The sequence below is a fragment of the Saccharopolyspora rosea genome (assembly GCF_025643595.1).
Classification (GTDB): domain Bacteria; phylum Actinomycetota; class Actinomycetes; order Mycobacteriales; family Pseudonocardiaceae; genus Saccharopolyspora; species Saccharopolyspora rosea.
Genome location: NZ_CP102826.1, coordinates 4,481,225 through 4,507,309, shown reverse-complemented (window position 1 = coordinate 4,507,309; position 26,085 = coordinate 4,481,225). Strand labels below are relative to the sequence as shown.

27 protein-coding genes are annotated in these 26,085 nt (G+C 72.1%); 16 read left to right on the top strand and 11 right to left on the bottom strand.

The genetic code is table 11. The annotated features are described in order from the left end of the window. Positions 1–187: 187 nt before the first annotated feature. The gene (locus NV263_RS20785; RefSeq protein WP_263248186.1) at positions 188–1,816 is read left to right on the top strand and encodes an ABC-F family ATP-binding cassette domain-containing protein; all 1,629 of its coding nucleotides are present in this window, start codon (positions 188–190) and stop codon (positions 1,814–1,816) included. 107 nt (positions 1,817–1,923) lie between these two features. Here the strand turns inward: NV263_RS20785 and NV263_RS20780 are convergent, their stop codons facing one another. Beyond that, positions 1,924–2,640 (bottom strand): IclR family transcriptional regulator, encoded by a 717-nt coding sequence (locus NV263_RS20780; RefSeq protein ID WP_263254286.1) that lies wholly within the window; start codon positions 2,638–2,640, stop codon positions 1,924–1,926. Between the two features lie 100 nt (positions 2,641–2,740). Between NV263_RS20780 and NV263_RS20775 the strand changes: the two genes are divergently transcribed. From NV263_RS20775 to NV263_RS20760, 4 genes are read left to right on the top strand one after another with little or no spacing between them, the layout of a single operon-like run. Then, positions 2,741–3,541 (top strand): 2-keto-4-pentenoate hydratase, encoded by an 801-nt coding sequence (locus tag NV263_RS20775; protein WP_263248185.1) that lies wholly within the window; start codon positions 2,741–2,743, stop codon positions 3,539–3,541. Further along, positions 3,538–4,431, top strand: a complete 894-nt coding sequence (locus NV263_RS20770) for an acetaldehyde dehydrogenase (acetylating) (protein ID WP_263248184.1) — start codon at positions 3,538–3,540, stop codon at positions 4,429–4,431. The genes NV263_RS20775 and NV263_RS20770 overlap by 4 nt, the downstream gene beginning before the upstream one ends. Further along, positions 4,428–5,459 (top strand): 4-hydroxy-2-oxovalerate aldolase, encoded by a 1,032-nt coding sequence (gene dmpG, locus NV263_RS20765; protein WP_263248183.1) that lies wholly within the window; start codon positions 4,428–4,430, stop codon positions 5,457–5,459. The genes NV263_RS20770 and dmpG overlap by 4 nt, the downstream gene beginning before the upstream one ends. Continuing rightward, a complete protein-coding gene (locus NV263_RS20760; RefSeq protein ID WP_263248181.1) occupies positions 5,456–6,238 on the top strand; it encodes a 2-keto-4-pentenoate hydratase in 783 nt (260 codons plus the stop codon). The genes dmpG and NV263_RS20760 overlap by 4 nt, the downstream gene beginning before the upstream one ends. Before the next feature lie 65 nt (positions 6,239–6,303). On the opposite strand, the gene NV263_RS20755 is transcribed toward NV263_RS20760, so the two are convergent. After that, complete coding sequence (locus NV263_RS20755; protein WP_263248178.1) at positions 6,304–6,990, bottom strand: class I SAM-dependent methyltransferase; 687 nt, start codon at positions 6,988–6,990, stop codon at positions 6,304–6,306. A gap of 220 nt (positions 6,991–7,210) precedes the next feature. Here NV263_RS20755 and NV263_RS20750 point away from each other — a divergent pair, with 220 nt between their 5' ends. The 3 genes from NV263_RS20750 (at position 7,211) to NV263_RS20740 (ending at position 10,545) form a co-directional block, all read left to right on the top strand. After that, positions 7,211–7,447 carry an acyl carrier protein gene (locus tag NV263_RS20750; protein WP_263248177.1) on the top strand — a complete coding sequence of 79 codons (237 nt, stop codon included), beginning with the start codon at positions 7,211–7,213 and terminating at the stop codon, positions 7,445–7,447. Further along, the gene (locus NV263_RS20745) at positions 7,444–8,844 is read left to right on the top strand and encodes a condensation domain-containing protein (protein ID WP_263248176.1); all 1,401 of its coding nucleotides are present in this window, start codon (positions 7,444–7,446) and stop codon (positions 8,842–8,844) included. The genes NV263_RS20750 and NV263_RS20745 overlap by 4 nt, the downstream gene beginning before the upstream one ends. Before the next feature lie 81 nt (positions 8,845–8,925). After that, positions 8,926–10,545, top strand: coding sequence for a flavin-containing monooxygenase (locus NV263_RS20740; RefSeq protein WP_263248175.1), 1,620 nt, complete (start codon positions 8,926–8,928; stop codon positions 10,543–10,545). A gap of 94 nt (positions 10,546–10,639) precedes the next feature. Here the strand turns inward: NV263_RS20740 and NV263_RS20735 are convergent, their stop codons facing one another. After that, a complete protein-coding gene (locus NV263_RS20735; protein ID WP_263248174.1) occupies positions 10,640–11,215 on the bottom strand; it encodes a peroxidase-related enzyme in 576 nt (191 codons plus the stop codon). A 229-nt stretch (positions 11,216–11,444) separates the two neighbouring features. On the opposite strand from NV263_RS20735, the gene glnA reads away from it, so the two are divergent. From glnA to NV263_RS20705, 6 genes are all read left to right on the top strand, one after another. After that, positions 11,445–12,869, top strand: coding sequence for a type I glutamate--ammonia ligase (gene glnA / locus NV263_RS20730; protein WP_263248172.1), 1,425 nt, complete (start codon positions 11,445–11,447; stop codon positions 12,867–12,869). Positions 12,870–13,466: 597 nt separating this feature from the next. Continuing rightward, entirely contained in the window at positions 13,467–13,916 is a 450-nt protein-coding gene (locus NV263_RS20725) for a GtrA family protein (RefSeq protein WP_263248170.1), read from the top strand. Positions 13,917–14,229: 313 nt separating this feature from the next. Then, complete coding sequence (locus NV263_RS20720; RefSeq protein WP_263248168.1) at positions 14,230–16,629, top strand: sensor histidine kinase; 2,400 nt, start codon at positions 14,230–14,232, stop codon at positions 16,627–16,629. A 9-nt stretch (positions 16,630–16,638) separates the two neighbouring features. Further along, positions 16,639–17,052, top strand: coding sequence for a roadblock/LC7 domain-containing protein (locus NV263_RS20715; RefSeq protein ID WP_263248167.1), 414 nt, complete (start codon positions 16,639–16,641; stop codon positions 17,050–17,052). Between the two features lie 3 nt (positions 17,053–17,055). Further along, positions 17,056–17,415, top strand: coding sequence for a DUF742 domain-containing protein (locus tag NV263_RS20710; protein WP_263248165.1), 360 nt, complete (start codon positions 17,056–17,058; stop codon positions 17,413–17,415). A gap of 40 nt (positions 17,416–17,455) precedes the next feature. Continuing rightward, positions 17,456–18,001, top strand: a complete 546-nt coding sequence (locus tag NV263_RS20705; RefSeq protein ID WP_263248164.1) for a GTP-binding protein — start codon at positions 17,456–17,458, stop codon at positions 17,999–18,001. 191 nt (positions 18,002–18,192) lie between these two features. Here the strand turns inward: NV263_RS20705 and NV263_RS20700 are convergent, their stop codons facing one another. The 6 genes from NV263_RS20700 to NV263_RS20675 form a co-directional block, all read right to left on the bottom strand. Next, on the bottom strand, positions 18,193–18,471 hold the full coding sequence (locus NV263_RS20700) for a hypothetical protein (RefSeq protein ID WP_263248163.1): 279 nt from the start codon (positions 18,469–18,471) through the stop codon (positions 18,193–18,195). A 29-nt stretch (positions 18,472–18,500) separates the two neighbouring features. Further along, positions 18,501–18,914, bottom strand: coding sequence for an archease (locus NV263_RS20695; RefSeq protein WP_263248162.1), 414 nt, complete (start codon positions 18,912–18,914; stop codon positions 18,501–18,503). Next, positions 18,911–20,326 (bottom strand): RtcB family protein, encoded by a 1,416-nt coding sequence (locus NV263_RS20690; protein ID WP_263248160.1) that lies wholly within the window; start codon positions 20,324–20,326, stop codon positions 18,911–18,913. The genes NV263_RS20695 and NV263_RS20690 overlap by 4 nt, the downstream gene beginning before the upstream one ends. Positions 20,327–20,389: 63 nt before the next feature. After that, positions 20,390–21,421, bottom strand: a complete 1,032-nt coding sequence (locus tag NV263_RS20685) for a CobW family GTP-binding protein (protein ID WP_263248159.1) — start codon at positions 21,419–21,421, stop codon at positions 20,390–20,392. Between the two features lie 92 nt (positions 21,422–21,513). After that, the gene (gene ykgO, locus NV263_RS20680; RefSeq protein ID WP_263248157.1) at positions 21,514–21,636 is read right to left on the bottom strand and encodes a type B 50S ribosomal protein L36; all 123 of its coding nucleotides are present in this window, start codon (positions 21,634–21,636) and stop codon (positions 21,514–21,516) included. Positions 21,637–21,708: 72 nt separating this feature from the next. After that, positions 21,709–22,656, bottom strand: a complete 948-nt coding sequence (locus tag NV263_RS20675; protein ID WP_263248156.1) for a ribonuclease Z — start codon at positions 22,654–22,656, stop codon at positions 21,709–21,711. A 315-nt stretch (positions 22,657–22,971) separates the two neighbouring features. Between NV263_RS20675 and NV263_RS20670 the strand changes: the two genes are divergently transcribed. Next, positions 22,972–23,253, top strand: a complete 282-nt coding sequence (locus NV263_RS20670) for a GlsB/YeaQ/YmgE family stress response membrane protein (RefSeq protein ID WP_263248155.1) — start codon at positions 22,972–22,974, stop codon at positions 23,251–23,253. Between the two features lie 105 nt (positions 23,254–23,358). After that, positions 23,359–23,733, top strand: coding sequence for a hypothetical protein (locus tag NV263_RS20665; RefSeq protein WP_263248154.1), 375 nt, complete (start codon positions 23,359–23,361; stop codon positions 23,731–23,733). Positions 23,734–23,796: 63 nt separating this feature from the next. Here NV263_RS20665 and NV263_RS20660 read toward each other — a convergent pair whose 3' ends face one another. Further along, the gene (locus NV263_RS20660; protein ID WP_263248152.1) at positions 23,797–25,134 is read right to left on the bottom strand and encodes an MFS transporter; all 1,338 of its coding nucleotides are present in this window, start codon (positions 25,132–25,134) and stop codon (positions 23,797–23,799) included. A 245-nt stretch (positions 25,135–25,379) separates the two neighbouring features. Beyond that, positions 25,380–26,042, bottom strand: coding sequence for a TetR/AcrR family transcriptional regulator (locus NV263_RS20655; protein WP_263248150.1), 663 nt, complete (start codon positions 26,040–26,042; stop codon positions 25,380–25,382). Positions 26,043–26,085 lie beyond the last annotated feature (43 nt).

The window sequence follows — 26,085 nt, the reverse complement described above, 5'->3', positions numbered from 1 at the left end:
TGTAGCGTTTGCGCGGTTCTGCAGTCGGCGAGGGGATGGGCAGTTGAGGCTCTGAGGTCGTGAGACGCCGTGCTTCCCGTTCGGGTGCACGTGTGCGACCTCGGGCTGCCGCGATGTCCTCGCCCGCCCGCCCCGCTGCCGACGGGGTGCCGGTGTCTCCGCGTGGTGCACATCCATCCGTCACTTCTTGCGGGAGAACACCATTTCCACGAATCCTTCGATCAACTGCGTCGGGCTGTCGTTCGCCTGGCCGGACGGGACGTCGGTGCTGGCGGGCCTGGACTGGGCCGTCGGGCCGGGGCGGACCGGGCTGATCGGTGTCAACGGGTGCGGCAAGTCCACGCTGCTCAAGCTGGTCGCGGGCGAGCTCGCGCCCGGAGGCGGCTCGGTGCACGTCAGCGGCGAGGTCGGCTACCTGCCGCAGGACCTGGTGCTGGACACCCGGGCCCGGGTCGACGACGTCCTGGGCATCGGTGGCGTCCGGGCCGCGCTGCACGCCATCGAGGCCGGTGACGGCAGTCCCGAGCACTTCGAGGTCGTCGGCGACGACTGGGACGTCGAGGAGCGCGCGGTCGGGCTGCTCGACCAGCTCGGGCTCGGGCGGCTCGGGCTGGACCGGACCGTCGGCGAGGTCTCCGGCGGCGAGTCCGTGCTGCTCCGGTTGGCCGCGCTGCTGCTGGCCCGACCCGGCGTGCTGCTGTTGGACGAACCGACCAACAACCTGGACCGGGACGCCCGGAAACGGTTGCACGAAGCCGTTTCCGCCTACCCGGGTGCGCTGGTGGTCGTCAGCCACGACCGCGAACTGCTCGCGCGCGTCGACCGGATCGCCGACCTCCGCGACGGGGAGATCCGCACCTACGGCGGCAACCTCGACGACTACGAAGCGGCGGTGGCCGCCGAGCAGGAAGCCGCCGAGCGGATGGTGCGGGCCGCCGAGGCCGACGTGCGGCGGCAGCAGCGGGAACTGATCGAGGCGCGGACCAAGCTGGCCCGCCGCGAGCGCCACGGCCGGAAGGCAGCCGCCGAGAAGCGCGAGCCGAAGATCGTCATGAACGGGCGCAAACGCGCCGCCCAGGAGTCCGCCGGCAAGCACCGCATCATGCACGAACAACGGCTCGAAGAGGCCAAGGAGAAGCTGGCGGAGGCCGCAGGCAACGTCCGCGAGGACGACGAGATCCGCGTGGACCTGCCGCGCACCGAAGTACCCGCCCGCAAGCGGGTTCTGACGCTCACCGACGTCGAACTCCGCTTCGGGGCGCGGGTCGGCGACCTCCAGGTGCACGGTCCCGAGCGCCTCGCGCTCACCGGTCGCAACGGGGCGGGGAAGACGACCCTGCTGCGCACCCTGGTGGGTCGGATCCCGCCCGAGAGCGGACGGGTCGAGGTGCACGTGCCCGTGCGGTACCTGCCGCAGCGGCTCGACGTCCTCGACGATTCACTGTCCATCGTGGACAACGTGGCGAGGTTGGCGCCGCAGGCGGACAACAACCACATCCGGGCGCAGCTGGCGCGGTTCCTGTTCGCCGGAGCGCGGGCCGACCAGGTGGTGCGGACGCTGTCCGGCGGCGAACGGTTCCGGGCGACGCTCGCGGCGCTGCTGCTCGCCGAGCCCGCGCCGCAACTGCTCGTGCTCGACGAACCCACGAACAACCTCGACATGGCCAGCGTGCGGCAGCTGACCGCCGCGCTGGAGTCCTACCGGGGAGCGCTGCTCGTCGTCAGCCACGACCTGCCGTTCCTGCAAGACCTAGGCATCACCCGCTGGCTGCAACTGGACGGCGAGCTGGAACCGGTGGACCCGGACGAGTTGTGAGTGTCTTCGAACTCGTCGTGCTGGGCGTACATCAGGAGGGGTTTCCGCAGTCGAGACGGTCGCGGAGGTTCTGCCACCGGCACCGCCACCCAAAACCCAGGGCTGGATCAGTGCAACGTGCGTGCGAGCGCCAGGGCGGTCGTGTGCACGGCGGGGGCGATCCGGTTGACGTTGAGCTTGCCGCTCCAGCCGGACACCGAGATCGCCGCGTGCGCCAGCCCGGTGTCGTCGAGCACCGGGCTGGCCGCGCACACCGTGCCCGGCCCCGACTCCTCGTGGTCGTGGGCGACGCCGGTCTCGCGGATCCTGCCCAGCTGGCGGCGCAGGATCGCCGGTGACGTCACGGTGCGCGGGCCCATCGGCCGCAGGCCGCGGGCCAGCACGGCCTCCAGGGACTCCGGTGGGGCGAAGGCCAGCAGCGCCTTGCCGACACCGGTGGCGTGCGCGGGCAGCCGCCCGCCGATCCGCGACGGCATCTTCGGCGAGTTCTCGCTGCGCACGATCTGCACGTAGACCACGTCGGTGCCGTCCAGCACCGCCAGGTGCACCGTCTGCCCGGTGGCCGCGCGCAGGTCGGCCATGTGCGGGAGCGCGACGTCGCGCAGGTGGCGTTGCCTCGGCACGTTCTCGCCGAGCTCGAACAGCCGCAGTCCCAGGCGCAGCGCGGTCCCGTCGCGCTCCAGGAAGCGGTGTTCGAGCAGTTCTCCGGTCAGGCGGTGCACGGTCGACTTGGGCAGGCCGGTGCGCCGGGCGAGTTCGGAGACGCCGAGCGTCCGGTCGGACGCGCTGAAGGCGCCGAGCACGGCGGCGACGCGGGAGACCATCGAGACGTTCGACTCAGCGGGACGCACGTGTTGATTGTCGCCGGACCGCGGGGGAGTGTGCAAACAGCCCGACAACGCACCCGACGACAGGGATGGCCCCGTGAGCGAAGCCCAGGGCGTCTGCGAACAGGCGGCACGACGCCTGTTGCACGCCTACGAGACCGGTGAACCGGTCGCACCGCTGACCGAGGAGTACGCCGGACTGACCATTGTGGACGCTTACGCGATCCAGCAGCGCCAGGTCGAGACCTGGCGCGCTCAGGGGCGTGAGATCAGGGGCCACAAGGTCGGCCTCACCTCGGCACCGATGCGCCGGCAGATGAAGGTGGACCAGCCGGACTTCGGCCACCTGCTCGACGGCATGTTCCACCTGGAATCGACGCCGATCGCCGCGGACGAGTTCATCAGCCCGCGCGTCGAACCGGAAATCGCCTTCGTGCTGGGAAAACCGCTGCGCGGACCCGGCGTCACGGTCGCCGAGGCGGTGTCCGCGGTGGACTTCGTGCTGCCCGCCGTGGAGATCATCGACTCGCGCATCAGGGACTGGCGCATCAGCCTGCCCGACACCATCGCCGACAACGCCTCCTCCGGCGGCGTCGTGCTCGGCAGCCGACCGACACCGCTGTCCGCAGTGGACCTCCGGCTGGGTGGCTGCGTGCTGCACCGCAACGGGCGGATCGCGGCGACCGGGGCGGGCGGAGCCGCGCTGGGCTCGCCGCTGAACGCGCTGGTGTGGTTGGCCAACACGGTCGGTGAACTGGGCGTGGAACTGCACGAGGGGCACGTGGTGCTGCCGGGTTCGATCACCGCCGCCATCCCGGTGTCCGCCGGGGACGCGGTGACCGCGACGTTCGCCGGGCTCGGCAGCGTGACCGCCACATTCGCGGAGGTGAGGGCATGACGACGGCCGCCATCGTCGGTCCCGGCAACATCGGGACCGACCTGCTCGTGAAACTGCAACGCAGCGAGGACGTCGACGTCCGCTACATGGTCGGCGTCGACCCGGACTCCGACGGCCTGGCGAAGGCCCGCGAACTCGGCGTGCAGGCCAGCGCGGACGGCGTCGACTGGCTGCTGGACCGCCCGGAACCGCCGGACCTCGTCTTCGAGTCCACCTCGGCGAAGGCGCACCTGGCCAACGCCCCGCGCTACGCCGAGGCCGGGATCACCGCGATCGACCTGACCCCGGCGGCCACGGGGCCGTTCGTGTGCCCGCCGGTGAACCTCGACGAGCACCACGACGCGCCGAACGTCAACATGATCACCTGCGGCGGGCAGGCCACGATCCCGATCGTGCACGCGGTCTCGCGGGTGGTGCCGGTGGACTACGCCGAGATCGTGGCCTCCATCTCGTCCCGCTCGGCGGGACCCGGCACCCGCGCCAACATCGACGAGTTCACCGAGACCACCGCGCACGCCATCGAGACCGTCGGTGGTGCCGGGCGGGGCAAGGCGATCATCATCCTCAACCCGGTCGACCCGCCGATGATCATGCGCGACACGATCTTCTGCTCGCTGCCCCCGGACGTCGACCGCGACGCCGTCAGCGAGTCGGTGCACCGCATGGTCGACGACGTCCGCCGGTACGTGCCCGGCTACGCGCTGCGCGCCGAGCCGCAGTTCGACGACCCGTCCCCGGACTGGGGCGGCAAGGGCCGCGTGGCGGTCTTCCTGGAAGTCCGCGGCAACGGCGACCACCTGCCGGAATGGGCGGGGAACCTGGACATCATGACCGCGGCCGCGGTGCGCGCCGGTGAGCTCATCGCCCGCAAGCGAGGAGGTGCCCGATGACCGAACGACCCGCGGTGCGGATCACCGACACGACCCTGCGCGACGGCAGCCACGCCATGGCGCACCAGTTCACCGAGGAGCACGCGCGCGCCGTGACCCGCGCGTTGGACGCCGCCGGGGTGCGGGTCGTCGAGGTGACCCACGGCGACGGGCTGGGCGGCTCGTCGTTCAACTACGGCTTCAGCCACACCGACGAGATCGAGCTGGTGCGCGCCGCCGCCGACGAGGCGACCCAGGCGCGGATCGCCGTGCTGCTGCTGCCCGGCGTCGGCACCGTCGCGCACCTGCGGCAGGCGCACGACGCGGGCGCCGGGGTGGTGCGGATCGCCACCCACTGCACCGAGGCCGACATCGCCGCGCAGCACTTCGGCGCCGCCCGCGAACTCGGCATGGAGACCGTCGGGTTCCTCATGCTCGCGCACCGCATCGGACCGGAGGCGCTGGCGGCGCAGGCGCGGATCATGGCCGACTCCGGCTGCCAGTGCGTCTACGTGGTCGACTCGGCCGGAGCGCTGCTGCCCGATGACGTCCGCGACCGGGTGTCGGCGCTGGTGGCCGAGCTGGGCGACGACGCGCAGGTCGGCTTCCACGGGCACCAGAACTTCTCGCTGGGCGTGGCCAGTTCGCTGGTCGCCTACGAGGCGGGAGCCCGCCAGATCGACGGGACGCTGTGCGCGCTGGGCGCGGGCGCGGGCAACTCGCCGACCGAGATCCTGGCCGCGGTGTTCGACCGCATGGGCGTGCCCACCGGGCTGGACGTGCACGGCGTCATCAACGCCGCCGAGGACGTGCTGCGCCCGATCATGCGGCGGCGGCCGGTCGCCGACCGGTCCTCCATCGTGCAGGGCCGCTACGGCGTGTACGGGTCGTTCCTGCTGCACGCCGAACGCGCCGCCGACCGCTACGGCGTCGCCGCCCACGAGGTGCTGCGCCGGGTCGGCGAACGCGGCTACGTCGGTGGTCAGGAGGACATGATCATCGACGTCGCCCTGGAACTCGCCCGCGAACAGCAGGAGACCCCCGCATGACCGACTGGACCACCGACCGCGCCGCGGACGCCCTGCTCGACGCCGAAGCGCGCCGGGCCGACCGGGGTCCGCTCACCGACGAGTGGCCGGACCTCGACCTGCGCACCGCCTACGAGGTCCAGGACCGCCTGGTGTCCCGGCGGGTCGGCGCGGGGGAGGAGGTCGTCGGCGTCAAGCTCGGGCTGACCTCCCGCGCCGAGCAGCAGCGGATGGGCGTCGACGCGCCGCTGACCGCGTGGTTGACCGACGCCATGGTGCTGCCCGCGGGCGAGCCGGTGCCGCTGGACGAGCTGATCCACCCGCGGGTGGAACCGGAGATCGTGTTCGTCCTCGGCCGCCGGCTGCGGGGCCCCGGCGTCACGGCGGCGACCGCGCTGGCCGCCGTCGAGTCGGTGCACTGCGGTGCGGAGGTGATCGACAGCCGGTACACCGATTTCCGGTTCGCGCTGCCCGACGTCGTCGCGGACAACGCCTCGGCGGCGCGCGTGGTGCTCGGCTCCACGGGTGTGCCGCCGGCGGGCCTGGACCTGGCGTTGGAGGCGTGCCTGCTCCAGGTGGACGGCGAGGTGGTCGACTCGGCGACCGGTGCGGCCGTGCAGGGCAACCCGGCCGAAGCCCTGGCGCTGGCGGCGAACGCGCTGGCCGAGCGCGATCTCGCGCTGGAACCCGGCTGGCTGGTCTTCACCGGCGGCATGACCGATGCCGTCCCGGTCACGTCGGGCAAGCAGATCACGGCGGAGTTCACCCGCCTCGGCTCGGTCACCGTCACCGGCTCCTGACCGCAACGCCGGTTTCGCGCGAAACCAGCCCGCCGGTTTCGCGCGAGACCGGCACTGGCCAGGGGTCACGGGCGGCGTCCGGTGATCCACAGCACCGTCCCGGAGCGTCTGGTGTGGACGGTGTTCATGCCGTGGGAGTGCAGGATTTCGGCGGTCTCGTCGGGGTCGAAGAACGACAGCCCGCCGCGCACGCCGAGCAGCTTGGTGGCGTGCTCCATCAGGCCGCCGCGCGGGGTGGGGACCATGGCCGCCAGGAATCCGCCGGGCGCCAGGGCGCGGACCAGGGCGCCCAGCACGGCCGTCGGGTCGGGGATGAGCTGCAGGGCCGCGATGCTGGTGATGACGTCGAAAGTGCCGTCGCGGAACGGGAGTTCGCGCGCGTCGGCGCGGACGAACGCGACGTTGTCGGCGGCTTCGGCGCGCACCGCGCGGGCGAGCATGGGGCGGGACACGTCCAGGCCCACGGCCAGGCCCGCGGCACCGACGGCGCGGCCGAGCCCGGCGGTCACGTTTCCCGGTCCGCAGCCGACGTCCAGCACCGTGGCGCCCGACGGCGGACGGCGGGCCGGACCGGGGAGCTGCTGGACCGCCGGGAGCAGGCGGCGGACCAGCGCCTGCGCGTGGTCGTAGGCGGCCGAGCCGCGGCCGGACTCCCACAGCGACTGCACCGGCCCGGCGGGCTCGTCGCCCGCGCCGCCGAGCAGGTCCAGGTAGCCGTCGCCGACCTGCGGGTCGGTGGGCGGTTCGGACAACAGGGGGAGTACCCGGCGAATCGCGTCAGGAACGGCTTTTCCGGCCATGTCAGGCATTTCCTCTCCTCCTCGGCGTGCTGCTCCCACCGTATGCCCCTCCTCGACGCGGCTCCATGATCACTCGTTGGTGTTAAATCAGGGCGTCGCGCTGGAGTCGGGCGGCGGGCCACCTTCAGAGTGAGTCGGCACCGCACCCGACCCCGATTCTTGAGGAAAGTTCATGTTCCACGCGTTGAGTGAGATCCTCGCCCACAAGATCAACCTCCCCGCCGAACGCATCGAACCGGAGGCCACCCAGGAGGACATCGACCTGGACTCGCTCGCGATCGTCGAGCTGTCGGTGGCGCTGGAAGAGGATTTCGGCGTCCGGATCAGCGAAGAGGAACTGCGCGACGCCCCGACCATCGGCGACATCGCCCGCCTCGTCGAGCAGCGCCGCGCCGCCGCGAACGCATGAGGATCACCGAACTCGCCGAGTACCCGGTGCGCCCCGGCCGAGTCCGCGAGTGGCGACCGGGGGAACCGGAGACCGCGACACCGGACGCGACACCGCCCTCGTACAACCAGGAGTGGCACTTCCGGCGCATCGAGACGTTGCGGGCCCGCGGCATCCGCACCCCCGCGTGGCTCGGCGTGGGCTTCGAGATCGCCGGCGAGCTGCACGTCGAGGCGTTCGGCGCCGCGCTCACCGCGTGGAATCGCCGGCACGAGACGCTGCGCAGCGGATTCCGCACCGGTGGCCGGGACCTCGACCGCTTCACCGTCGCACCCTCGCCGGTGGTCGGCACGGTGCTCGCCGAGCTGACCGACACCGACGACGTCACCGCGTTCCTGCGGGAACGCCTGGACCGCGGCACCGACGGCACCCGCTGGCCCAACCACGTCGTGGAAACCGTGGAACGACCCGGCTCGACCACCGTCCTCGTCGCCTTCGACCACTCCAATGTGGACGGACATTCGCTGCTGGCGACGCCGCACGAGCTGCGCGAGCTCTACGAGGCCGCGGTGGACGGCCGGGAACCGGACCGCACCGAGGTGGGCAGCTACCTGCGGTTCAGCCGCGGCGAGCGCAGCGCGGCCGAGAGCATCGGCCGGGACCACCCCGCGGTCGTGGAATGGGAGCGGTTCCTCGCCGACTGCGGCGGGCAACTCCCGCGGTTCCCGCTCGACCTCGGTGTGCCCGACGGGGACCTGGCACCGCACGCGGCGCACGAGGAGCGGCTGTTCGACGCGTTCGACGCGGCCGCGTTCGAGGAGGTCTGCCGCGCCGGGCGCGGCAGCGCGCTCGCGGGCGTGCTCGCCGCCACCGCGATCACCTCGTGCCGCCTGCGCGGCGAGTCGGTGTACCGCACGGTGGCGCCGTTCCAGACCCGGACCGGGCCCGAGTGGCTGGGATCGATGGGGTGGTACGTCGGCACCGGGCCGGTGCGGATCGACCTGGCGGGCGCCGCGGACTTCGCCGACGTCCTGCCCCGCGCGCAGCGCGCCGCGCGCACCGCCATGCGGGTGGCCCGCACCCCGTTCGTGCGGGTGTGCGAGCTGCTCGGCGCCGACATGCGGCTGCACTCCCCGGACGCCTTCTCGTTCGTGTCCTACCTCGACATGCGCGACATCCCCGGCGCCGACCGCTGGGCCGACTGGAACGCCCGCGCGCTGGTGCGGATGTCGTACGGTGACAAGGCGAGCCTGTGGGTCAACCGAACGCACGAAGGGATGGACCTCGTGGTCCGGTACCCCGACACGGCGACCGCGCGGCGCAACATCGCGTCGTTCGTCGACGAGCTGCGGTCGGTGCTCCGGACCGCCGCGCGAGGGGGTGCCACTCACCCGCTGCATCCGGAAACCGCGCGGTAGTGCCCGTTCGGCGGCTACAACCCGGCGCGCGCCGCGAGTGACCATGGTGTCGGCCACGCCATCGGCCCGCGGGGAGGCGCGATGTCCGGAACCGTTCGGTCCAGAGTGGACAGTGGTGTCGTCGACGTCGCCGTGGTGGGCGCCGGGTTCGCCGGGCTGTACCTGCTGCACCGGCTGCGCGGGTTGGGCCTGAGCGCGCGGTGTTTCGAGACCGCGCCGGACGTCGGCGGCACCTGGTACTGGAACCGCTATCCGGGCGCGCGTTGCGACGTGCGCAGCGTCGACTACTCGTACTCCTTCGACGAGGGCCTGCAACAGGACTGGGACTGGAGCGAGCGCTACTCCGCGCAGCCGGAGGTCCTGTCGTACCTGCGGCACGTCGCCGAGCGGTTCGACCTGCGCCGCAGCATCACGTTCCGCACCAGGATCGTGGCCGCGCACTACGACGAGGAGTCGGCGACCTGGACGCTGCACGGCGAGGACGGCGAACGGGCGAGGGCCCGGTTCTGCGTGATGGCCACCGGCTGCCTGTCGGTGCCGAAGCGACCGGAGATCCCCGGGCTGGGCTCGTTCGTCGGCGCCGTGTACCACTCGGCCCGGTGGCCGGAGATGGGCGTCGACCTCGCCGGGCGGCGGGTCGGCGTGTTCGGCACCGGGGCGTCGGGCGTGCAGATGATCCCGCTGCTGGCCGAACAGGCGTCGCGGCTGACGGTGTTCCAGCGCACGCCCGCCTTCTCGCTGCCCGCGCGCAACCACCGGCTGGAACCCGAGGAACTCGCCGCGGTCAAGCGCGACTACGCCGAACGGCGCCGCGTCGCGCGGACCACGCCGTCGGGCATGGACCTCGACTCCAACCCGGCCTCGGCGCTGGAGGTCGGTCCCGCGCGGCGTCGCGCGGAGTTCGCGCGGCGCTGGGAGATCGGCGGGTTCTCCCTGCTCGGAGCGTATGCGGACCTGCTCTCCGACGAGCGGGCCAACGGCGCGGTCGCCGAGTTCGTGCGGGAGCGGATCCGCGAGACCGTCAAGGACCCGGACGTCGCCGAACGGCTCTGCCCCACGCAGTACCCGTTCGGCACGAAGCGGCCGTGCGTGGACACCGGCTACTACGACACCTTCAACCGGGACAACGTGCGGCTGGTCGACCTGCGCGAGACACCCGTCGAGGCGGTCACCACCACGGGCGTGCGCACCACCGCCGAGCACCACGACCTGGACTGCCTCGTGCTGGCCACCGGGTTCGACGCGATGACCGGGGCGCTCGGCCGCATCGACGTCCGGGGCCGCGGCGGCGAACCGCTGGCCGCCAGGTGGGCCGCGGGACCGCGCACCTACCTGGGACTGGCCACCGCCGGGTTCCCCAACCTGTTCCTGATCACCGGCCCCGGCAGTCCCTCGGTGCTGACGAACATGGTCGCCTCGATCGAACAGCACGTCGAGTGGACCACCGACTGCATCGCCCACGTGCTGGCCCGGGGCGGGCGCAGCGTCGAGGCCACCGAACGGGCCCAGGACGAGTGGGTCGCGCACGCCGACGCGGTCGCCGCCCGGACGCTGTACCCCCGGGCGGACTCCTGGTACACCGGCGCGAACGTGCCGGGCAAACCGCGCCGGTTCCTGCCCTACGCGGGCGGTCTGGCCGACTACGCGCAGACCTGCGCCGCGGTCGTCGCCGACGGGTACCGGGGCTTCCGACTGGCCTGAGAGCCCGCCTCGAACTCGTCGTGCACCGGAGGCGCCAGCGGCCACCGCCACGCGCCGCGGCCCCTGCGGACCGGTTTCGAAGACGGGCTCCGACTCACCGGGGCACGCGGCCCATCAGGAAGAACTCCTCGTTGGGCCGCAGCGCCATCAGGTGCGCCAACCGGTTGGACATCGCGAAGAACGCGGTGATCGCGCCGACGTCCCAGATCTCGTCCTCGGTCAGCCCGGCGGCGCGGGCCGCGGCCAGCTCGGCCTCGCCGAACCGCTCCGAGTCGCGCGCCAGCGACAGCGCGAGGTCGACGATCGCGCGCTGCCGCGCCGGCAGGTCCGCACCCCACGGGTTGGTGGCGACCAGGTCGGCCAGCTGGGCGTCCTTGGCGCGGACCCGCAGGATCGCGCCGTGCGCGACCACGCAGTACGTGCAGTGGTTGGCCGCCGAGGTGGCCACCACGACGAGTTCGCGCTCGGCCTTCGACAGTCCGGAGTCGCGGTCCATCAGCGCGTCGTGGTAGTCGCAGAACGCCCGCAGTTCGGCGGGCCGGTGGCCCAGCGCCAGGAACACGTTCGGCACGAACCCCGAGCGCTCCGCGACGGCGGCGATGCGCTCCCGCAGGTCCTCGGGGAGGTCGGCCAACCGAACCGAGCCGAACCGGCTGATCTCGTCGCCCATGGGGACACCCTAGTTCAGATCCCCGTCTTCGAGATCGTTGCGCGGCGGTGCCGGTTGCGAGGCCGCTCGCCACGCCCCTTCCGGGAGCAGGTCCGAAGACGGGCACTCGGCAGCGTCCCACCGGCCTCTTTGGCCCCGTGCGTCCCGCTGGGGTGCGTCGGCCTGCCCACCGGGCGCCCGGCCTGCGACCTTGGAAGCGAGCACGCCGACTAGGCGGTGGGAGGCGACCATGTTCAGCAATGCAGACGAGGTCCTGCGCTACGTCTCCGACGAGGACGTGAAGTTCGTCGACGTCCGGTTCTGCGACCTGCCGGGGATCATGCAGCACTTCACCGTGCCCGCGGAGGCGTTCGACGCCGAGGTGTTCGACGAGGGCATCGCGTTCGACGGCTCCTCGGTGCGCGGGTTCCAGTCCATCCACGAGTCGGACATGCTGCTGCTGCCCGACCCCTACACCGCCCGGATCGACCCGTTCCGCGCGGAGAAGACGCTCATCCTCAACCACTTCGTGCACGACCCGTTCACCCTGGAGCCCTACAGCCGCGACCCGCGCAACATCGCGCGCAAGGCCGAGCAGTACCTGGCCGAGTCCGGCATCGCCGACGTCGCCTACTTCGGGCCGGAGGCCGAGTTCTACCTCTTCGACTCGGTGCGCTTCGACCACGCCGAGAACTCCTCGTTCCACGAGATCGACGCCGTCGAGGGCTGGTGGAACACCGGCCGCGACGAGGAGGGCGGCAACCGCGGCTACAAGATCCGCTACAAGGCGGGCTACTTCCCGGCCCCGCCCACCGACCACCTGTCGGACCTGCGCGACCAGATCGTGCTCAACCTGAACAACGCCGGGTTCCGGGTGGAGAAAGCCCACCACGAGGTCGGCACCGGCGGCCAGGCCGAGATCAACTACCGGTTCAACACGCTGCTGCACGCCGCCGACGACCTGCAGCTGTACAAGTACATCGTGAAGAACACGGCCTGGGAGAACGGTCGGTCGGCGACGTTCATGCCCAAGCCGCTGTTCGGCGACAACGGTTCCGGCATGCACACCCACCAGTCGCTGTGGAAGGGCGGCGTCCCGCTGTTCTACGACGAGGAGGGCTACGCCGGTCTGTCCGACACCGCGCGGCACTACATCGGCGGCCTGCTGCACCACGCCGCGAGCCTGCTGGCCTTCACCAATCCGACGGTGAACTCCTACCACCGGCTGGTGCCCGGCTTCGAGGCGCCGGTGAACCTGGTGTACTCGCAGCGCAACCGGTCCGCGTGCATCCGCATCCCGATCACCGGGCCAAGCCCGAAGGCCAAACGCCTGGAGTTCCGCTGCCCCGACGCCTCCGGCAACCCGTACCTGGCGTTCGTGGCGATGCTGCTGGCGGGGCTGGACGGCATCCGCAACAAGATCGAACCGGCCGAACCGATCGACAAGGACCTCTACGAACTGCCGCCGGACGAGGCCCGCGACGTCGTGCAGGTCCCGTCGTCGCTGGACGCGGTCCTGGACAGCCTGGTGGACGACCACGAGTTCCTGCTGGCCGGTGGCGTGTTCACCCCGGACGTCGTGGAGACCTGGGTGGAGTTCAAGCGCGAGCACGAGGTGGACCCGCTGCGCCTGCGGCCCCACCCGTACGAATTCGCGCTCTACTACGACGTCTGAGCCTGGGAGCTCGTTCCCTGATGCCTCATGGCAAGGGGTAGCCCGAAGTCGATGGCGCGGATGGAACAGGACGGCTGAGCGTCGCCAGCTGTTCTGCGGCTGGAGGTCGGTGACGCGGTGCGGGGTGGCTGGGAGGCGGCCGGTTGTAGTCGAGCGGCCCCAGCCGTGGTCCCTTGACCCCAGACTGCTGCGCGCAACTACGACGTCTGAGTGCAACCGGCGGCGGAAGCGAGTGCTGTTGGGCACAGTCCGGGCCCCGGTGCGCGGTCCCGGCGGTACGATCTTGGTCCGCACAGGTGAACGGGGTCCGCGCCGAGGCACGTCGCCGTTGCTCCAGGTGGGTTCCGCGGGTGTTGTCGCCGCCCGCGCGGCGGGCACCATGGTGGGCGCCGGAGGCGGTCGCCGCTCGTCGCGACCGCCAGGTCCGTCGAAGGGATGCCCGGCAGATCGATGTCCACTGTGGAGAGATGTTCCGGAGCGGTGCCGTCCGCGCGGTCTCCCGACGACGTTCCCAGCCGATTCCCGGGTTCCTCCTGCCGTGTTCCCACCTCCCGCTCCTACCGTGGCCGGCGCGGACGGGCCGGACCGGGGGAGCGGATGGACACGACAGCGGTGCGCGCGCAGCGGCGGCAGCGTCGCCTGCCCGCGCGGGCGGTGCTGTTCACCGCCGTCGGGGTCGGCGCCACGCTGTTCAACGCCGTCTGCTACCTCCTGCTGCGGATCGCGCTGAGCGCGGGTGCCGCCAACGTGCTGGCGCTGCTGCTGTCGACCGCCGCGAGCAGCGCGGCCCAGCGGTTCCTCGTCTTCCCCGACCGGCGCACCCGGACGCTGCGGATGCACCTGCAGACCGTGGGCGTGTTCGCCTACTACTGCGCCTCGAACAGCCTCGCGCTGTGGGCGCTGGGGGTCTTCGTGCCGCGGCCGTCCAGCGCGGCCGAGGCGGTGGCGGTGTCGGTGGCCAGCGTGTTCGGCGGGATCAGCCGCTTCGCGGTGCTCAGCACCTGGGTCTTCCGCCGGGAACCGGGTTCGTCATTCGATCCGGCGTGACGAGCCGGTTAGGGCCTGTCTTTGGACTCGTTGTGCGTGGCGGTGCGTACTCACCGCAAGAGAAAGCGGATCCCGCCGCTTACCACGCCCCGCCGGGACCGAGTTCGAAGACGGGCACTCTTAGGCCGAAAGATCGACTGTCGGCGTCGATCAGCTACAGTGCGTCGCGTCATGGGGGACCGCCGGTGCGCGTTCGTCGTAGGTGGTGTGCGACAGCGGTGGGAGCGAGCGGGCGCCCGCGCGCTCCAGCACGGCGGCCGGACCGGACGAGCCCCGGGCGCGGGGGACGACCAGCGACGGAAAGTGCGTGGAAGTGACAAATCAAGACCAGACCACCCCTCCGGTCGCCGGGAGGAGGCGGTGGAGCCGGCGGTCCGCCGGTGAGGCGTCGATCAAGGCGCGGTTGGCCTGGACGGTGACGATCCCGTGGATCGTGGTCGCCGTGCTGTGGGTGTTCGCCTGCTCGGCGTTCGCCTACGACGCCATCCACACCCAGCAGGTCGCCTCGCGCTTCCGCCAGGCGTCGCTGCCCGCCATCACGGCCCTGGAACAGGTGCAGGAAGAACGACGGCTGGCCCTGGAGTCGGTCGGCCGCGCGGGCGCCTCCCCGGAACTGATCGCCCAGCAGCAGCGGGCCAGCGCGGCCGTGGCCGACATGCGGCAGGCCGCCGAAGCGGCCGCGTCCTCGGCCCCCACCGGGGTCAGCGGGGCGATCCAGCGCCTCAACGGCTACTTCGACCGGATGCCGGAGATCCGGGCCCGCATCGACGCCGGAACCGCCTCGGTGGACGAGGTCGTCAACTTCTACAACGGCCTGTTCGACGCCGCCACGAACGTCTTCGAGGTCCAGGCCCGCACCGCGACCGAGACCGACACGCTCCAGGGCGCGCTCACCGGGATCGCGCTGTTCCGCGCCACGGACATGATGGGCCGGGAGACGACGCTGGGCACCGCGGTGCTCAACGAGGGCGTGCTGTCGGCCGAGGACCACCGCAAGTTCGCCAAGCTCAGCGACACCTACCACGCGGAGCTGGAGAACAGCGTCGACCAGCTCGAACCCGAGGTGCGCGCGCAGTACGAGGCGATGCTGGCCAGTCCGGAGTGGCAGCAGCTGGTCACCTCCGAGGACGAGATCATCACGCACGGTCCGCACCGGGCGGGCGAGGCGCCACCGGTCGACCCGCGGGCGTTCGGCAGCGCCGCCGACAAGGTGACCGAGCGGATGTCCGGCCTGGTGAACCGGCAGGCCGACCTGATCTCCGCGGAGGCGGTGGACAACGGAAACCGGACGCTCCAGACGGTGCTGTGGGGCAGCCTCGCCGCACTGCTGGTCGCGCTGGTCTCGTTCCTGCTGTCCCGGCGCGTGTACCGGTCGGTGGTGGACAACACGCTGATCAGCCGGCTGAAGGGACTGCGCACCGAGTCGCTGCACCTGGCCCAACGACTGCCCGAGGTGGTGCGCAAGCTGCGCGAGGGCGGCCACGTCGACGTCGTCGCCGAGATGAACGCGCTGCGCGGCTACGGCAACGACGAGCTCGGCCAGGTCGCCAACGCCATCCAGCTGTTCCAGAAGGAGGCGATGGACGCCGCGGTCGGCGAGACCCGCGCCCGGCAAGGCGCGCGCATGGTGTTCGTCGGCATGGCGCACCGGATCCAGCGGCTGCTGCGGCACATGCACAGCACCATCGACACGCTGGAGCGCAACGAGGAGAACTCCGCCCAGCTGTCCCGGCTCTTCGAGCTCGACAACGCGGCCACCCGCGCCCGCCGCACGGTGGAGAACCTGCTGGTGCTCGGCGACCAGCAGCCGGGCCGCCGGTGGAGCAAGCCGGTGCCGCTGCTGGACGTGCTGCGCTCGGCGGTCTCCGAGATCGACCAGTACTCGCGGGTCGTCATCGGCCACGTCCCGGACGTGGTGGTCACCGGTGCGGCCGTCGGGGACGCCATCCACCTGGTGTCCGAGCTCATCGACAACGCCACCGCGTTCTCCCCGCCGCACACCCAGGTCCACGTCAGCGCCGACGCGGTGGCGCGCGGGGTGGCCATCGAGATCGCCGACCAGGGCCTGGGCATGGACGACCGGAGCCGGCTGCGCGCCAACCGGATGATGGCCAACCCGCCCGCGTTCGACCGGCTGGTGCTGGAGAACAACAAGGCCGAGCAGCTGGGCCTGTTCACCGCGGCCCGGCTGGCCAAGCGGCGCGACGTCGCGGTCGAGTTCGGCGTCTCCGCCTACGGCGGAACCCGGGCGACCGTGCTGCTGCCCGAGCGACTCCTGTCGCCCCGCGACACCGACCAGCAGGCGCTCGGCGGTGCGCCCCGGGTCGCGTTGGCCGCGGGCGGGGCGGTCGGCGACCCCCAGCCGTCCGATGCCGACACCCCTCCGACCGGCATCAGCGTGTCCCAGCCGCCTGCGGCGCCGACGGCTGTGCCCGCCGAACCGGCTCCTGCCGAAACGGCTCCTGCTGAACCGGTGGCCGCGCCCGCCGAACCGGTGCCGGAGGCGGCGGGCGTCGCCGCGAGTGGCGGGCGTCCGCCGCTGCCCAAGCGCGTTCCGCAGAGCCACCTGGTGGACGGGCTGAAGGAGGACCCCGACAAGGAGGCGGACGTGGTGGCCAGCCCGAGTCGGCTCGCCGGGTTCCGCCGGGCGTTCCAGGGCGGTTCGATTGCGGACTCGGGCGAACACCGTGACAGCGACGACCACGAGCAGTGAGGTGTGGGGATGATCGAAACGAGTGCGGGTTCCAAGCTGAGCTGGCTGCTCGACGACTTCGTGGCCGGCGTGCACGGCGCGCAGCACGCCGTGGTGCTGTCCAACGACGGACTGGTGATCGCCAAGTCCGGCGGCCTGGACCGCGACGCCGCGGACAAGCTCGCCGCGGCGTCGTCCAGCCTGCGCAGCATCGGCAAGGGCGTGAGCAAGGACTTCGACCGCGGCGCCGTGGCCCAGACCCACGTGGAGATGGAGCGCGGCTTCCTGTTCGTGTCCGCGGCCGGGAACGGTGCGTGCCTGTCGGTGCTCACCGAGACCGACGCCGACATCGAACTCGTCGCCTACGACATGGGCCGCCTGATCACCCGGGTCGGCACATTCCTGTCGGCCGCACCGCGGGAAGCGTCGGTGGAGAGGAACTGAGTCGTGGACGAGGCGTGGTACGACGAGGAAGCGGGGCCGATCGTCCGGCCGTACACCATCACCCGGGGCCGCACCTCCGGCAGGCACGCGCAGCTCGACTCGGCCGCGCAGGTCGTCAGCGCGGGAACCCGCCTCGACGCGGCGGGAGCGGAGTTGACCCCGGAGCACCGGCTGATCCTCGACGCGTGCCGACGGCCGGTGTCGCTCGCCGAGCTGGCCGCCGCGATGGAGCAGCCGTTGGGCGTGGTCCGGGTGTTGTGCTCGGACCTGCTCGACCACGGTGCCGTAGTCGTGCGCGCGCCTCGTGCGGAAGTCAGCCGAGAGATCTTGGAGCAGGTTTATCGTGGGCTTTGCAGGCTCTGAGCCGGACGTCCCGGCCCCCGCGCAGGACACCGCCGCGCCGATGCCGGTCAAGCTGATCGTCGCGGGCGGTTTCGGCGTGGGCAAGACGACGCTCGTCGGCGCGGTGAGCGAGATCCCGCCGCTGACCACCGAGGAAGAGATGACCGTGGCCAGCGAGGGCGTCGACGACCTCAGCGGCGTGGCGGAGAAGGACACCACCACGGTCGCGTTGGACTTCGGCCGCATCAGCGTCTCCGACGAAGTGGTGCTGTACCTGTTCGGCGCGCCCGGGCAGAGCCGCTTCTGGCCCCTGTGGAACGACCTCGCGCTGGGAGCCGTCGGCGCCGTGGTGCTGGTCGACACCCGCAAGCTGGAGGACGGCTTCGCCTCGGTCGACTTCTTCGAGCGGCGCGGCATCCCGTTCCTGGTGGGCATCAACGTCTTCGACGACGCGTACCACTACGAGATCGAGGAGGTGCGGGAGGCCCTGACGATCGCGGACGACGTGCCGATGGTGCTGTGCGACGCCCGCGACCGGGAGTCCTGCAAGCAGGCGCTGATCAGCCTCGTCCGCCACGCGATCGACCGCCTCCCGATCCCGGCTTAGTGCCCGTCTTCGGCCCGGAAGGGGCGTGGTAAGCGGCGGTAGCCGCTTTCTCTTTCGGTGAGTGGTCTCGCCGCTGGCACCGCTGAGGTTCCGCTCCCGGCACCGCCACGCAAAAGGAGTTCAAAGACAGACTCTGCGGAGCCGGCGGTCGAGGCCGTTCGCCCACGGCGGATGTCCGCTGTGGACGCGGCTCAGCCCGGTTCGCCGCGGAGTTTGCGGTAGGCGACCCAGGCCAGGTCGACGGCGGCGATGACCGCGAGCACCACGAGGGTCCAGCCGAGCCAGGCCAGGTCGGGGATGTAGCGCAGCACCAGGTAGCCGCCGACCGCGCAGAAGACCAGCCCGAACCCGGCCAACCACAACCGCAGGGTGAGCGCGCTGAGCGCGCGGGGCGCACCGGCGTAGCCCGCCATCGGGTCGTGGTACCCGGGCAGACCCCGCTCGTAGTCCTCGCGCCGGCGTTTCGGCATGCCCGCGGACTACCCGCCGGGCGGACGCCTCAGACGTCCACCGTGGCCGTGCACCACCAGCCGCCGGTGGCGCGTTCGAACCGCAGGTCGTGCAGCGACACCGCTTTCGGTGCCGCGCCGATCACCTCCACCCGGTCGAGCGGGGCGAGGTCCAGGCGCACCGACGCGTCACCGGCGGCCCCGGTCACCTCCGCGCGCAGCGGCACGGCGTCCTCGGTGTCGAGGAGGTAGACGATCTCGTCGAGCAGCGCGAGCAGCACGTCCTCGTCGGTGGCGCCCGGCAGCCGCGCGGTGCGGGTGGTCCGCGCGGCAACGCCGGTGACGTCGGCGAATCCGGCCACCAGGGCGGCCGCGGCCTCGGCCAGGCACTCCTCGCGGGTCGGCGCCCACGCCTCGAAGCGCACGTCCGCGGTGTGCGGCAGCAGGCGGTGCCCCCGGTTCACCCCTTCACCACGCCCAGCGGGACGAGGCGGGCGACCCGGCGGCACAGCCCCGCGCCTTCGGCGACGGCGACGACCGCGTCGACGTCCTTGTACGCCGTGGGCGCCTCCTCGGCCAGCCCGCGGGCCGAACCGCCGCGCACCGCGACGCCGCTGCGCTCCAGGTCGCGGCGCAGCACCTTCGCGTCGACCGAGCGCACCGCCTGGTGGCGGCTCTGCCTGCGCCCCGCGCCGTGGCAGGTCGAGTGGAAGGCGTCCCCGCCCGCGACACCGGTCAGCACGTAGGACGCGGTGCCCATCGAACCGGGGATCAGCACCGGTTGTCCGGCGGCGTCGAGGTCCCGGGGCAGGTCCGGGTGACCGGGCGGCAGCGCCCGGGTCGCGCCCTTGCGGTGCACGCACAGCAGGCGCCGTTGACCGCCGACCTCGTGCTCCTCCAACTTGGCGAGGTTGTGCGAGATGTCGTAGACGAGGTCCAGGCCGCGCCCGGTGACCCGGCGCAGCGCCGCACCGGCGGCCCAGCCGAGCACCTGGCGGTTGGCGCGGGCGTAGTTGGCGGCGGCGGCCATCGCGCCCAGGTAGGCGCGGCCCTCCGGCGAGTCGACCGGCGCGCACGCCAACTGCCGGTCGGGGACGGTGATGCCGCGGTCGGCCATGGTGCGGTCCATCGCGCGCACGTGATCGGTGCAGATCTGGTGGCCCAGTCCGCGCGAACCGCAGTGCACCATCACGCACACCTGGTCCGGGTGCAGGCCGAACTCCTCGGCGGCCCGGGCGTCGTGCACCTGCTCGACCGCCTGCACCTCCAGGAAGTGGTTGCCGGAGCCGAGGCTGCCGATCTGGCCGAGGCCGCGCTCCCGCGCCCGCTCGCCGACCTGCTCCGGTTCGGCGTCCGGGACGGCGCCGAAGTCCTCGCAGCGGTCCAGGTCGCGCGGCACGCCGTAGCCGCGGTCGACGGCGTGCCGGGAACCGTCGCGCAGCAGGCGCTCCAGGTCCTCGCGCCGCGGCAGGTCCCACACCGCTCCGCGGCCCGGTCCGCGCGGCACGGCCCGGCCCAGCTGATCCATGAGTTCCTCCCGCACCCGCTGGAAGTCCCGGCGGTCCAGGTCGGCGGCCAGCAGCCGCACCCCGCAGGAGATGTCGAAGCCGACGCCGCCGGGCGAGACGACCCCACCGCGCCGCGCGTCGGTGGCGGCGACGCCGCCGATGGGGAAGCCGTAGCCCCAGTGCACGTCCGGCATCGCGTAGGAGGCGCCGACGATCCCGGGCAGCGCGGCCACGTTCGCGACCTGTTCCAGCGAGCCGTCCCCGGCGGGCGGCAGCAGCTCGCGCGAGGCGAACACCACGCCCGGCACCCGCATGTCGCCGTGCCGGTCGATGCGGAAGCGGAACGGCGTTTCTTCGACGAGTCGCACCGGTGTCCTCCCTGTCGGCCGCGCCCCTGGCACTACCCGCCGGAGCGGACCGCGACACCGGCGTCAGCGCTCGACGTAGCGCAGGACGTCCAGCATGGCGTGCTCGTCGTCGGCGGCGGGCTCGCCGACGCACGCCGCGAGGCGGTCGCGGACGGCGTCGGCGTCGATGTCGGTGCCGATCAGGACCAGCTGGGTCCGCCTCGGCTCGCCGCGGCTGAAGCGGGTGCGCCGGAAGCGCAGGAAGTTGCCGACGGTGTGCAGCTCGAACCTCCGGCCGCCCCCGGCATGTCCGAAGTGGACGAACCCCTTCATCCGGTAGACGCCGGACGGCCGGTCGTCGAGGAACCGCATCAGCGCGCGGGGGTCGATCGGGTCGTCGGCGGTGAACTCGACGCTCTGGTAGGTGGCGTGCGGGTGGTCGTGGTGGTCCTCGTCGCGGGTCTCGGCGAGCAGTTCGTCGAAGGACAGCTGGCGGGGACCACCGCGCTCCGGCCGCGCCGCGCGCGGTTCGAAGAACCAGGTGGGGTCGACCCGGCCGTGCGCGGTGGGCAGCACGGGGGTGCCGTCGGCGAGGTCGCGCACCGCGGAGACCAGGCGGTCGCGGGTCGCCCCGTCGACCCGGTCGGTCTTGTTCAGCAGCACCAGGTCGGCGAACCGCAGGTGCCGGTCGAGCTCGGGGTGCCGGGTGCGGGTGCTGTCGAACTCGGCGGCGTCGACGACCTCGACCAGGCCGCCGTAGGTGGTGCGCTGGTGCGTGCTGGCCAGCAGCATCCGGATCAGCACCCGCGGATCGGCCAGTCCGCTGCACTCGATGACGATCACGTCGATGCCGCTGCCGCGCCGGGTGAGCCGGGACAGCAGGTCGTCCAGGCCGGCGGCGTCGACCGCGCAGCACAGGCAGCCGTTGCCCAGCGAGACCATCGAGTCGACCTGGCCGGCGACGCTCATCGCGTCGATCTCCAGCTCGCCGAAGTCGTTGACCACCACGCCGATCCGCGCGCCCGCCGGGTTGCGCAGCAGGTGGTTGAGCAGGCTCGTCTTGCCGGATCCGAGGAAGCCCGCGACGACGATCACCGGGATCCGCTGCTGACCCACCCGAACTCCCGCACCTCTCGTCGTCCTCCGCGGCCCCGCCGAACATAGCGGGGGACCGGACGGCGTCCGCCCGGCCCCCCCGGGACGTTCCGTCAGCCCTGCCGGGCCTTCCAGCGCGGGTTCCGCTTGTTGATCACGTACACCTTCCCGTGGCGCCGGATCACCTGCGATCCGTCCTTGTTCTTCAGGGACTTCAGCGAAGCGCGGACCTTCACGACGAGCTCCTTCCTCGCGCACGACGCTCGACCGCAGCCTAAACGAAAACGAACACCATTTCCAACAAGGGGTCAACCGCGGGAGCGGGAGGGCTGGCGCCGGGAAGTCGCGCGCGGCGGGACGGGGACGCGGACGAGGTCGTCGGCGACGGTGATCGGCCCGTCGAAGACGGCTGCCGCCTCGTCGTGGAACCGGCGGGGATCGGTGTAGCGCTGGGAGAAGTGGGTGAGCACCAGGTGGCGGACGCCGCACTCGGCGGCGACGCGGGCGGCCTGGGCCGCGGTGAGGTGCCGGTACCGCTCGGCCAGCGCGGCGTCGGTGTCCAGGAACGTCGACTCGATCACCAGCAGGTCGGCGCGGTCGGCCAGGGCGAACACCCCGTCGCAGAGCCGGGTGTCCATGACGAAGGCGAACCGCTGGCCGGGCCGCGGTTCGCTGACCTCGTCCAGCGTCACCCGGCGGTCGCCGACCACGAGATCACCGGCGCGTTGCAGCCGTCCGATGTCGGCGCCGCGCACGCCGTGCCGGGCCAGCAGTCCGGGCACCATGCGCCGCCCGTCGGGTTCGGCGAGCCGGTAGCCGAAGGTCTCGATCCGGTGGTCCAGGCGCGCCGCTTCGAGGGTGCCGAACGGTCCGGTGGCGATCACGCCCGCACCGTCGACCGGTTCCGGGTGCAGCCGGGCCGTCTCGTCGAACGCGGCCGCGTGGCGCAGTCGTTCGAAGTAGCGCTGGCCGGACGCGGGGTAGTGCACGTGCACGAGGTGCGGCACGTGGTCGCGGGAGAGCCGCTGCACCACGCCCGGCAGGCCCAGGCAGTGGTCGCCGTGGAAGTGGCTGATCAGCACGTGGTGCACCTGGTGGACGCTGACGCCGGCGTGCGTCATCTGCCGCTGCGTGCCCTCGCCCGGGTCGAGCAGCATGCCGACGCCGTCCCACAGCAGCAGGTAGCCGTTGTGGTTGCGCCGCCGGGTGGGTGCCTGACTCGCCGTGCCGAGCACGACCAGTTCGCGACCGGACATGGTCCGGACCCTAGAGCAGCGCACCGGGATCTGCTCCCCGCGCGGGGAAAACCCCCACCGCGTCGGGCAACGGAGCACATCTGTCCACAACGGACTCGACGGTCGGGGCGGCGCCGGGCGGCGGGAGCGGGTTCGTGGTGGTCCGGTGCTCCCCGGTCCGCGCCTCGCTCCGGGGGCGTGATCCTCGACACGTCGGTGCCGAGCCGGGCGGTCGCCGTGCGCCGAGTCGGCGGAGCGGGCAAACGCGGTCGATCGTCCCACTGGGTGGACACGTAACCTGATCGTGGACGAGTTCGTCGACGATAGGTGAACGCTGTGGTTTTGAACATCATCGGCTGGGTCGTGTTCGGCCTGATCGCCGGACTCATCGCGCGCGCGATCGTGCCCGGCAAGGACGACATCGGGCTGTTCATGACGATCGTGCTCGGGATCGTCGGCTCGATCGCGGGCGGCGTGCTCTTCGACCTGATCAAGGGCCACGGGTTCCACGGCTTCCAGGACTTCCGCCCGGCCGGGTTCATCGGCTCGGTGATCGGCGCGATCATCGTGCTGGTGATCTACAACAAGGTCACCGGGCGCAAGCGGTTGCGCCGCTGATCCCCGCGCCGCCGGGCCGCGTCGCGGTGGCCGGGAGGCGGCGCATTACCGTGGAGCGTGCCGAAGACCGGCAGCCCAGGCAAGACAGTGGAAGCGAGTACCTCGATGGCACGTGACGACCGGGACCGGCCCGGTACCAGGAATTTCGGGCGGATCGACCCGTTCTGCTGGGCCGCGGTGGGGCCTTTGCTCCTCGTCGCGCTGTTCTTCCTGCTCATCCAGGTGTGGTCAGTGGGGCTGGGGATTGTGGGCTTCGTGGCAGTGGTGCTCGTCTTCGACAGCTGGAGCAACCGGCCCAAGCCGTGGCAGCGGCGGGGCCGGGGCCGTCGGTACGACGACGACCTGGACTTCGATCCGGAGCCGCGCACCCCGCCGCGCCGCCCGGCCGCCCCGGCGGGGCGGCGTCCCGCCGCGCAGCGAGGTCCGGCGCCCCGCCGCGCGCCGCAGCGCGGTCCGGGCAACCCCGCCCGCGGCCGCTGACGGGTCGCGACGCAGCACGAGGGCCCCTCGCCCGCACCACCGGGCGAGGGGCCCTCGTGCGCGTCAGGCCCCGGCCGGTTCGGGATCGCGGTCGCTGCGCGACCGGGCGCGGCCCAGTTCGCCGGTGGGGACCCGGTGGGTCTCCCGGGCGGTGGCGACCGCGATCGCGTTGACCACGCAGATCAGCGCGGTGAACACGGCGACCTGGATCCAGTCCTGGCGCGTCGGGCCGATCGCGGAGGCGATGCTGGGTGCGAAACCGGCGAGGGTGAAGCCGATCTGGGTGCCGATCGCGGTCCCCGACAGGCGCACCCGGGCGCTGAACATCTCGCCGTAGAACGCGGGCCAGATGCCGTTCGGCGCGCTGTAGACGATCCCGAACAGCACGACGCCGACGAGGAAGATCAGCGCGTAATCGCCGACCGACAGCGACCACAGGTAGGCGAACATCAGCACCCCGCACCCCAGCGAACCGGCGATGAACACCGGTTTGCGGCCGACCCGGTCGGACAGCGCCGCCCACAGCGGGATCGCCGCCAGCGCGACGACGTTGGCCAGGATGCCCACCCACAGGATCGGCGTCCGGGCCAGGCCGACGGTGTTGACCGCGTAGCTGAGCGCGTAGACGGTGAAGATCGTCTGCACCGCCGAGATGATCGCGGCGGCGGTGACGCGCAGCACGTCCGCCCAGTGGTCGCGGAACAGCGCGAGCACCGGCAGTTCCCGCTTCCCGGAGCGCGCGACGGACTCCTCGAACACCGGTGTCTCGTCCAGCCGGCTGCGGATGACCAGGCCGACGACGACCACCAGGCCGCTGAGCCAGAACGGGATCCGCCAGCCCCACGCCAGGAGCTGGGGTTCGGGCATGGCGGCCACCGGAAGGAAGATCGCGGTCGCCAGGATCTGCCCGGCCTGGGTGCCGCTGAGGGTGAAGCTGGCGAAGTAGGCGCGGCGGTGCTGCGGCGCGTGCTCCATCGACATCGAGTTCGCCCCGGCCTGCTCCCCGGCGGCGGAGAAGCCCTGCAACAGCCGCAGCGCGACCAGCAACGCGGGCGCGGTGATGCCGATCTGCCGGTAGGTGGGCAGGCAGCCGACCGCCACCGTGGCCACGCCCATCAGCAGCACGGTCAGCAGCAGGACCCGCTTGCGGCCGAAGCGGTCCCCGATGTGGCCCAGCACGAACGCGCCGAGCGGGCGAGCCAGGTAGCCGACCCCGAAGCTGGCCAGTGCCAGCAGCGTGCCGGTGGCGGGGGCGGAGGCGGGGAAGAAGATCCGGTTGAACACCAGCGCCGCGGCCGTGCCGTAGATGAAGAAGTCGTAGTACTCCAGCGCGCTGCCGATCCACGCGGCGGTCGCGGCCCTGCGCGAGCGGCTCCGCGTGGTGGTGGAGGGGTCCGTCACGTGTCACTCCAGAAGTCCGTGCACCGTTGCTCGGCGACCCGTCCTCGGATTCCGCGCGGCGATGGCGATCCCGGCTGCCGCCACGACCGTCCTCGGGCGACGACCGCCGGGATCCGCGGGAGTGCGGTGCTGCTGCCGCGACCGGGTTCGAGGACGGGCTCGCAACCCGGCGGTAATGAACCACCTAGTTAGTTACAAGAGGGTGAACGTGGCTCGGGTCACCTGTCAAGAGCGGGTTCGGCGGCTCAGTCCTCGACGTTGGTCAGGTAGTCGACGACGAGATCGCCGAGCATCCGGCGGTAGTGCTCGCGGTGCTCCGGCGCGAGCATGTCGCGGCCGAAGATCGCCTGGAAGGTGTGCCGGTTGGCGGTCCGGAACACGCAGAACGAGCTGATCACCACGTGCACGTCGAGCGCGTCCACGTCGGTGCGGAAGCGGTGCTCGGCGCGGCCGCGCTCCAGGATCCGGCCCAGCACCTCCAGCGCCGGGTCGGCCAGCCGGGGCAGCAGCGCGGACCGGGTCAGGTGCTCTGCGCGGTGGATGTTCTCGATGCTGACCAGCCGCAGGAACGCGGGGTGCGCCTCGTGGTGGTCGAAGGTGAGCTCGGCCAGCCGCCGCAGCGCCTCCACCGGGTCCAGGTGCTCGACGTCGACCTCGCTCTCCAGGCCGCGGATCACCGCGTAGGCGTGCTCCAGCACCGCGAGGTAGAGCTGTTCCTTGCCGCCGAAGTAGTAGTAGATCATCCGCTTGGTGGTGCTGGTCCGAGCGGCGATCTCGTCGACCCGGGCGCCCGTGTAGCCCTTGTCGGCGAACTCCTCGGTGGCCACGTCGAGGATCTCGGCCCGGGTGCGGTCGGCGTCGCGCTGCCGCGTGTCGGGGCGGTTGCGGTCGGACGTCGGTGCGGCCACGGGGCTCCCTCGGATCGGCTCGGTCGGATCCCCACGGTAGCGC

What these genes read in the sequence shown, in the direction of transcription:
- NV263_RS20780 (WP_263254286.1), bottom strand. Translation starts at nt 2,640, where the DNA reads ATGGTCTCCCGCGTCGCCGCCGTGCTCGGCGCCTTCAGCGCGTCCGAC.
- NV263_RS20770 (WP_263248184.1), top strand. Translation starts at nt 3,538, where the DNA reads ATGACGACGGCCGCCATCGTCGGTCCCGGCAACATCGGGACCGACCTG.
- dmpG (WP_263248183.1), top strand. Translation starts at nt 4,428, where the DNA reads ATGACCGAACGACCCGCGGTGCGGATCACCGACACGACCCTGCGCGAC.
- NV263_RS20760 (WP_263248181.1), top strand. Translation starts at nt 5,456, where the DNA reads ATGACCGACTGGACCACCGACCGCGCCGCGGACGCCCTGCTCGACGCC.
- NV263_RS20750 (WP_263248177.1), top strand. Translation starts at nt 7,211, where the DNA reads ATGTTCCACGCGTTGAGTGAGATCCTCGCCCACAAGATCAACCTCCCC.
- NV263_RS20745 (WP_263248176.1), top strand. Translation starts at nt 7,444, where the DNA reads ATGAGGATCACCGAACTCGCCGAGTACCCGGTGCGCCCCGGCCGAGTC.
- NV263_RS20740 (WP_263248175.1), top strand. Translation starts at nt 8,926, where the DNA reads ATGTCCGGAACCGTTCGGTCCAGAGTGGACAGTGGTGTCGTCGACGTC.
- NV263_RS20735 (WP_263248174.1), bottom strand. Translation starts at nt 11,215, where the DNA reads ATGGGCGACGAGATCAGCCGGTTCGGCTCGGTTCGGTTGGCCGACCTC.
- glnA (WP_263248172.1), top strand. Translation starts at nt 11,445, where the DNA reads ATGTTCAGCAATGCAGACGAGGTCCTGCGCTACGTCTCCGACGAGGAC.
- NV263_RS20725 (WP_263248170.1), top strand. Translation starts at nt 13,467, where the DNA reads ATGGACACGACAGCGGTGCGCGCGCAGCGGCGGCAGCGTCGCCTGCCC.
- NV263_RS20715 (WP_263248167.1), top strand. Translation starts at nt 16,639, where the DNA reads ATGATCGAAACGAGTGCGGGTTCCAAGCTGAGCTGGCTGCTCGACGAC.
- NV263_RS20705 (WP_263248164.1), top strand. Translation starts at nt 17,456, where the DNA reads ATGCCGGTCAAGCTGATCGTCGCGGGCGGTTTCGGCGTGGGCAAGACG.
- NV263_RS20700 (WP_263248163.1), bottom strand. Translation starts at nt 18,471, where the DNA reads ATGCCGAAACGCCGGCGCGAGGACTACGAGCGGGGTCTGCCCGGGTAC.
- NV263_RS20675 (WP_263248156.1), bottom strand. Translation starts at nt 22,656, where the DNA reads ATGTCCGGTCGCGAACTGGTCGTGCTCGGCACGGCGAGTCAGGCACCC.
- NV263_RS20665 (WP_263248154.1), top strand. Translation starts at nt 23,359, where the DNA reads ATGGCACGTGACGACCGGGACCGGCCCGGTACCAGGAATTTCGGGCGG.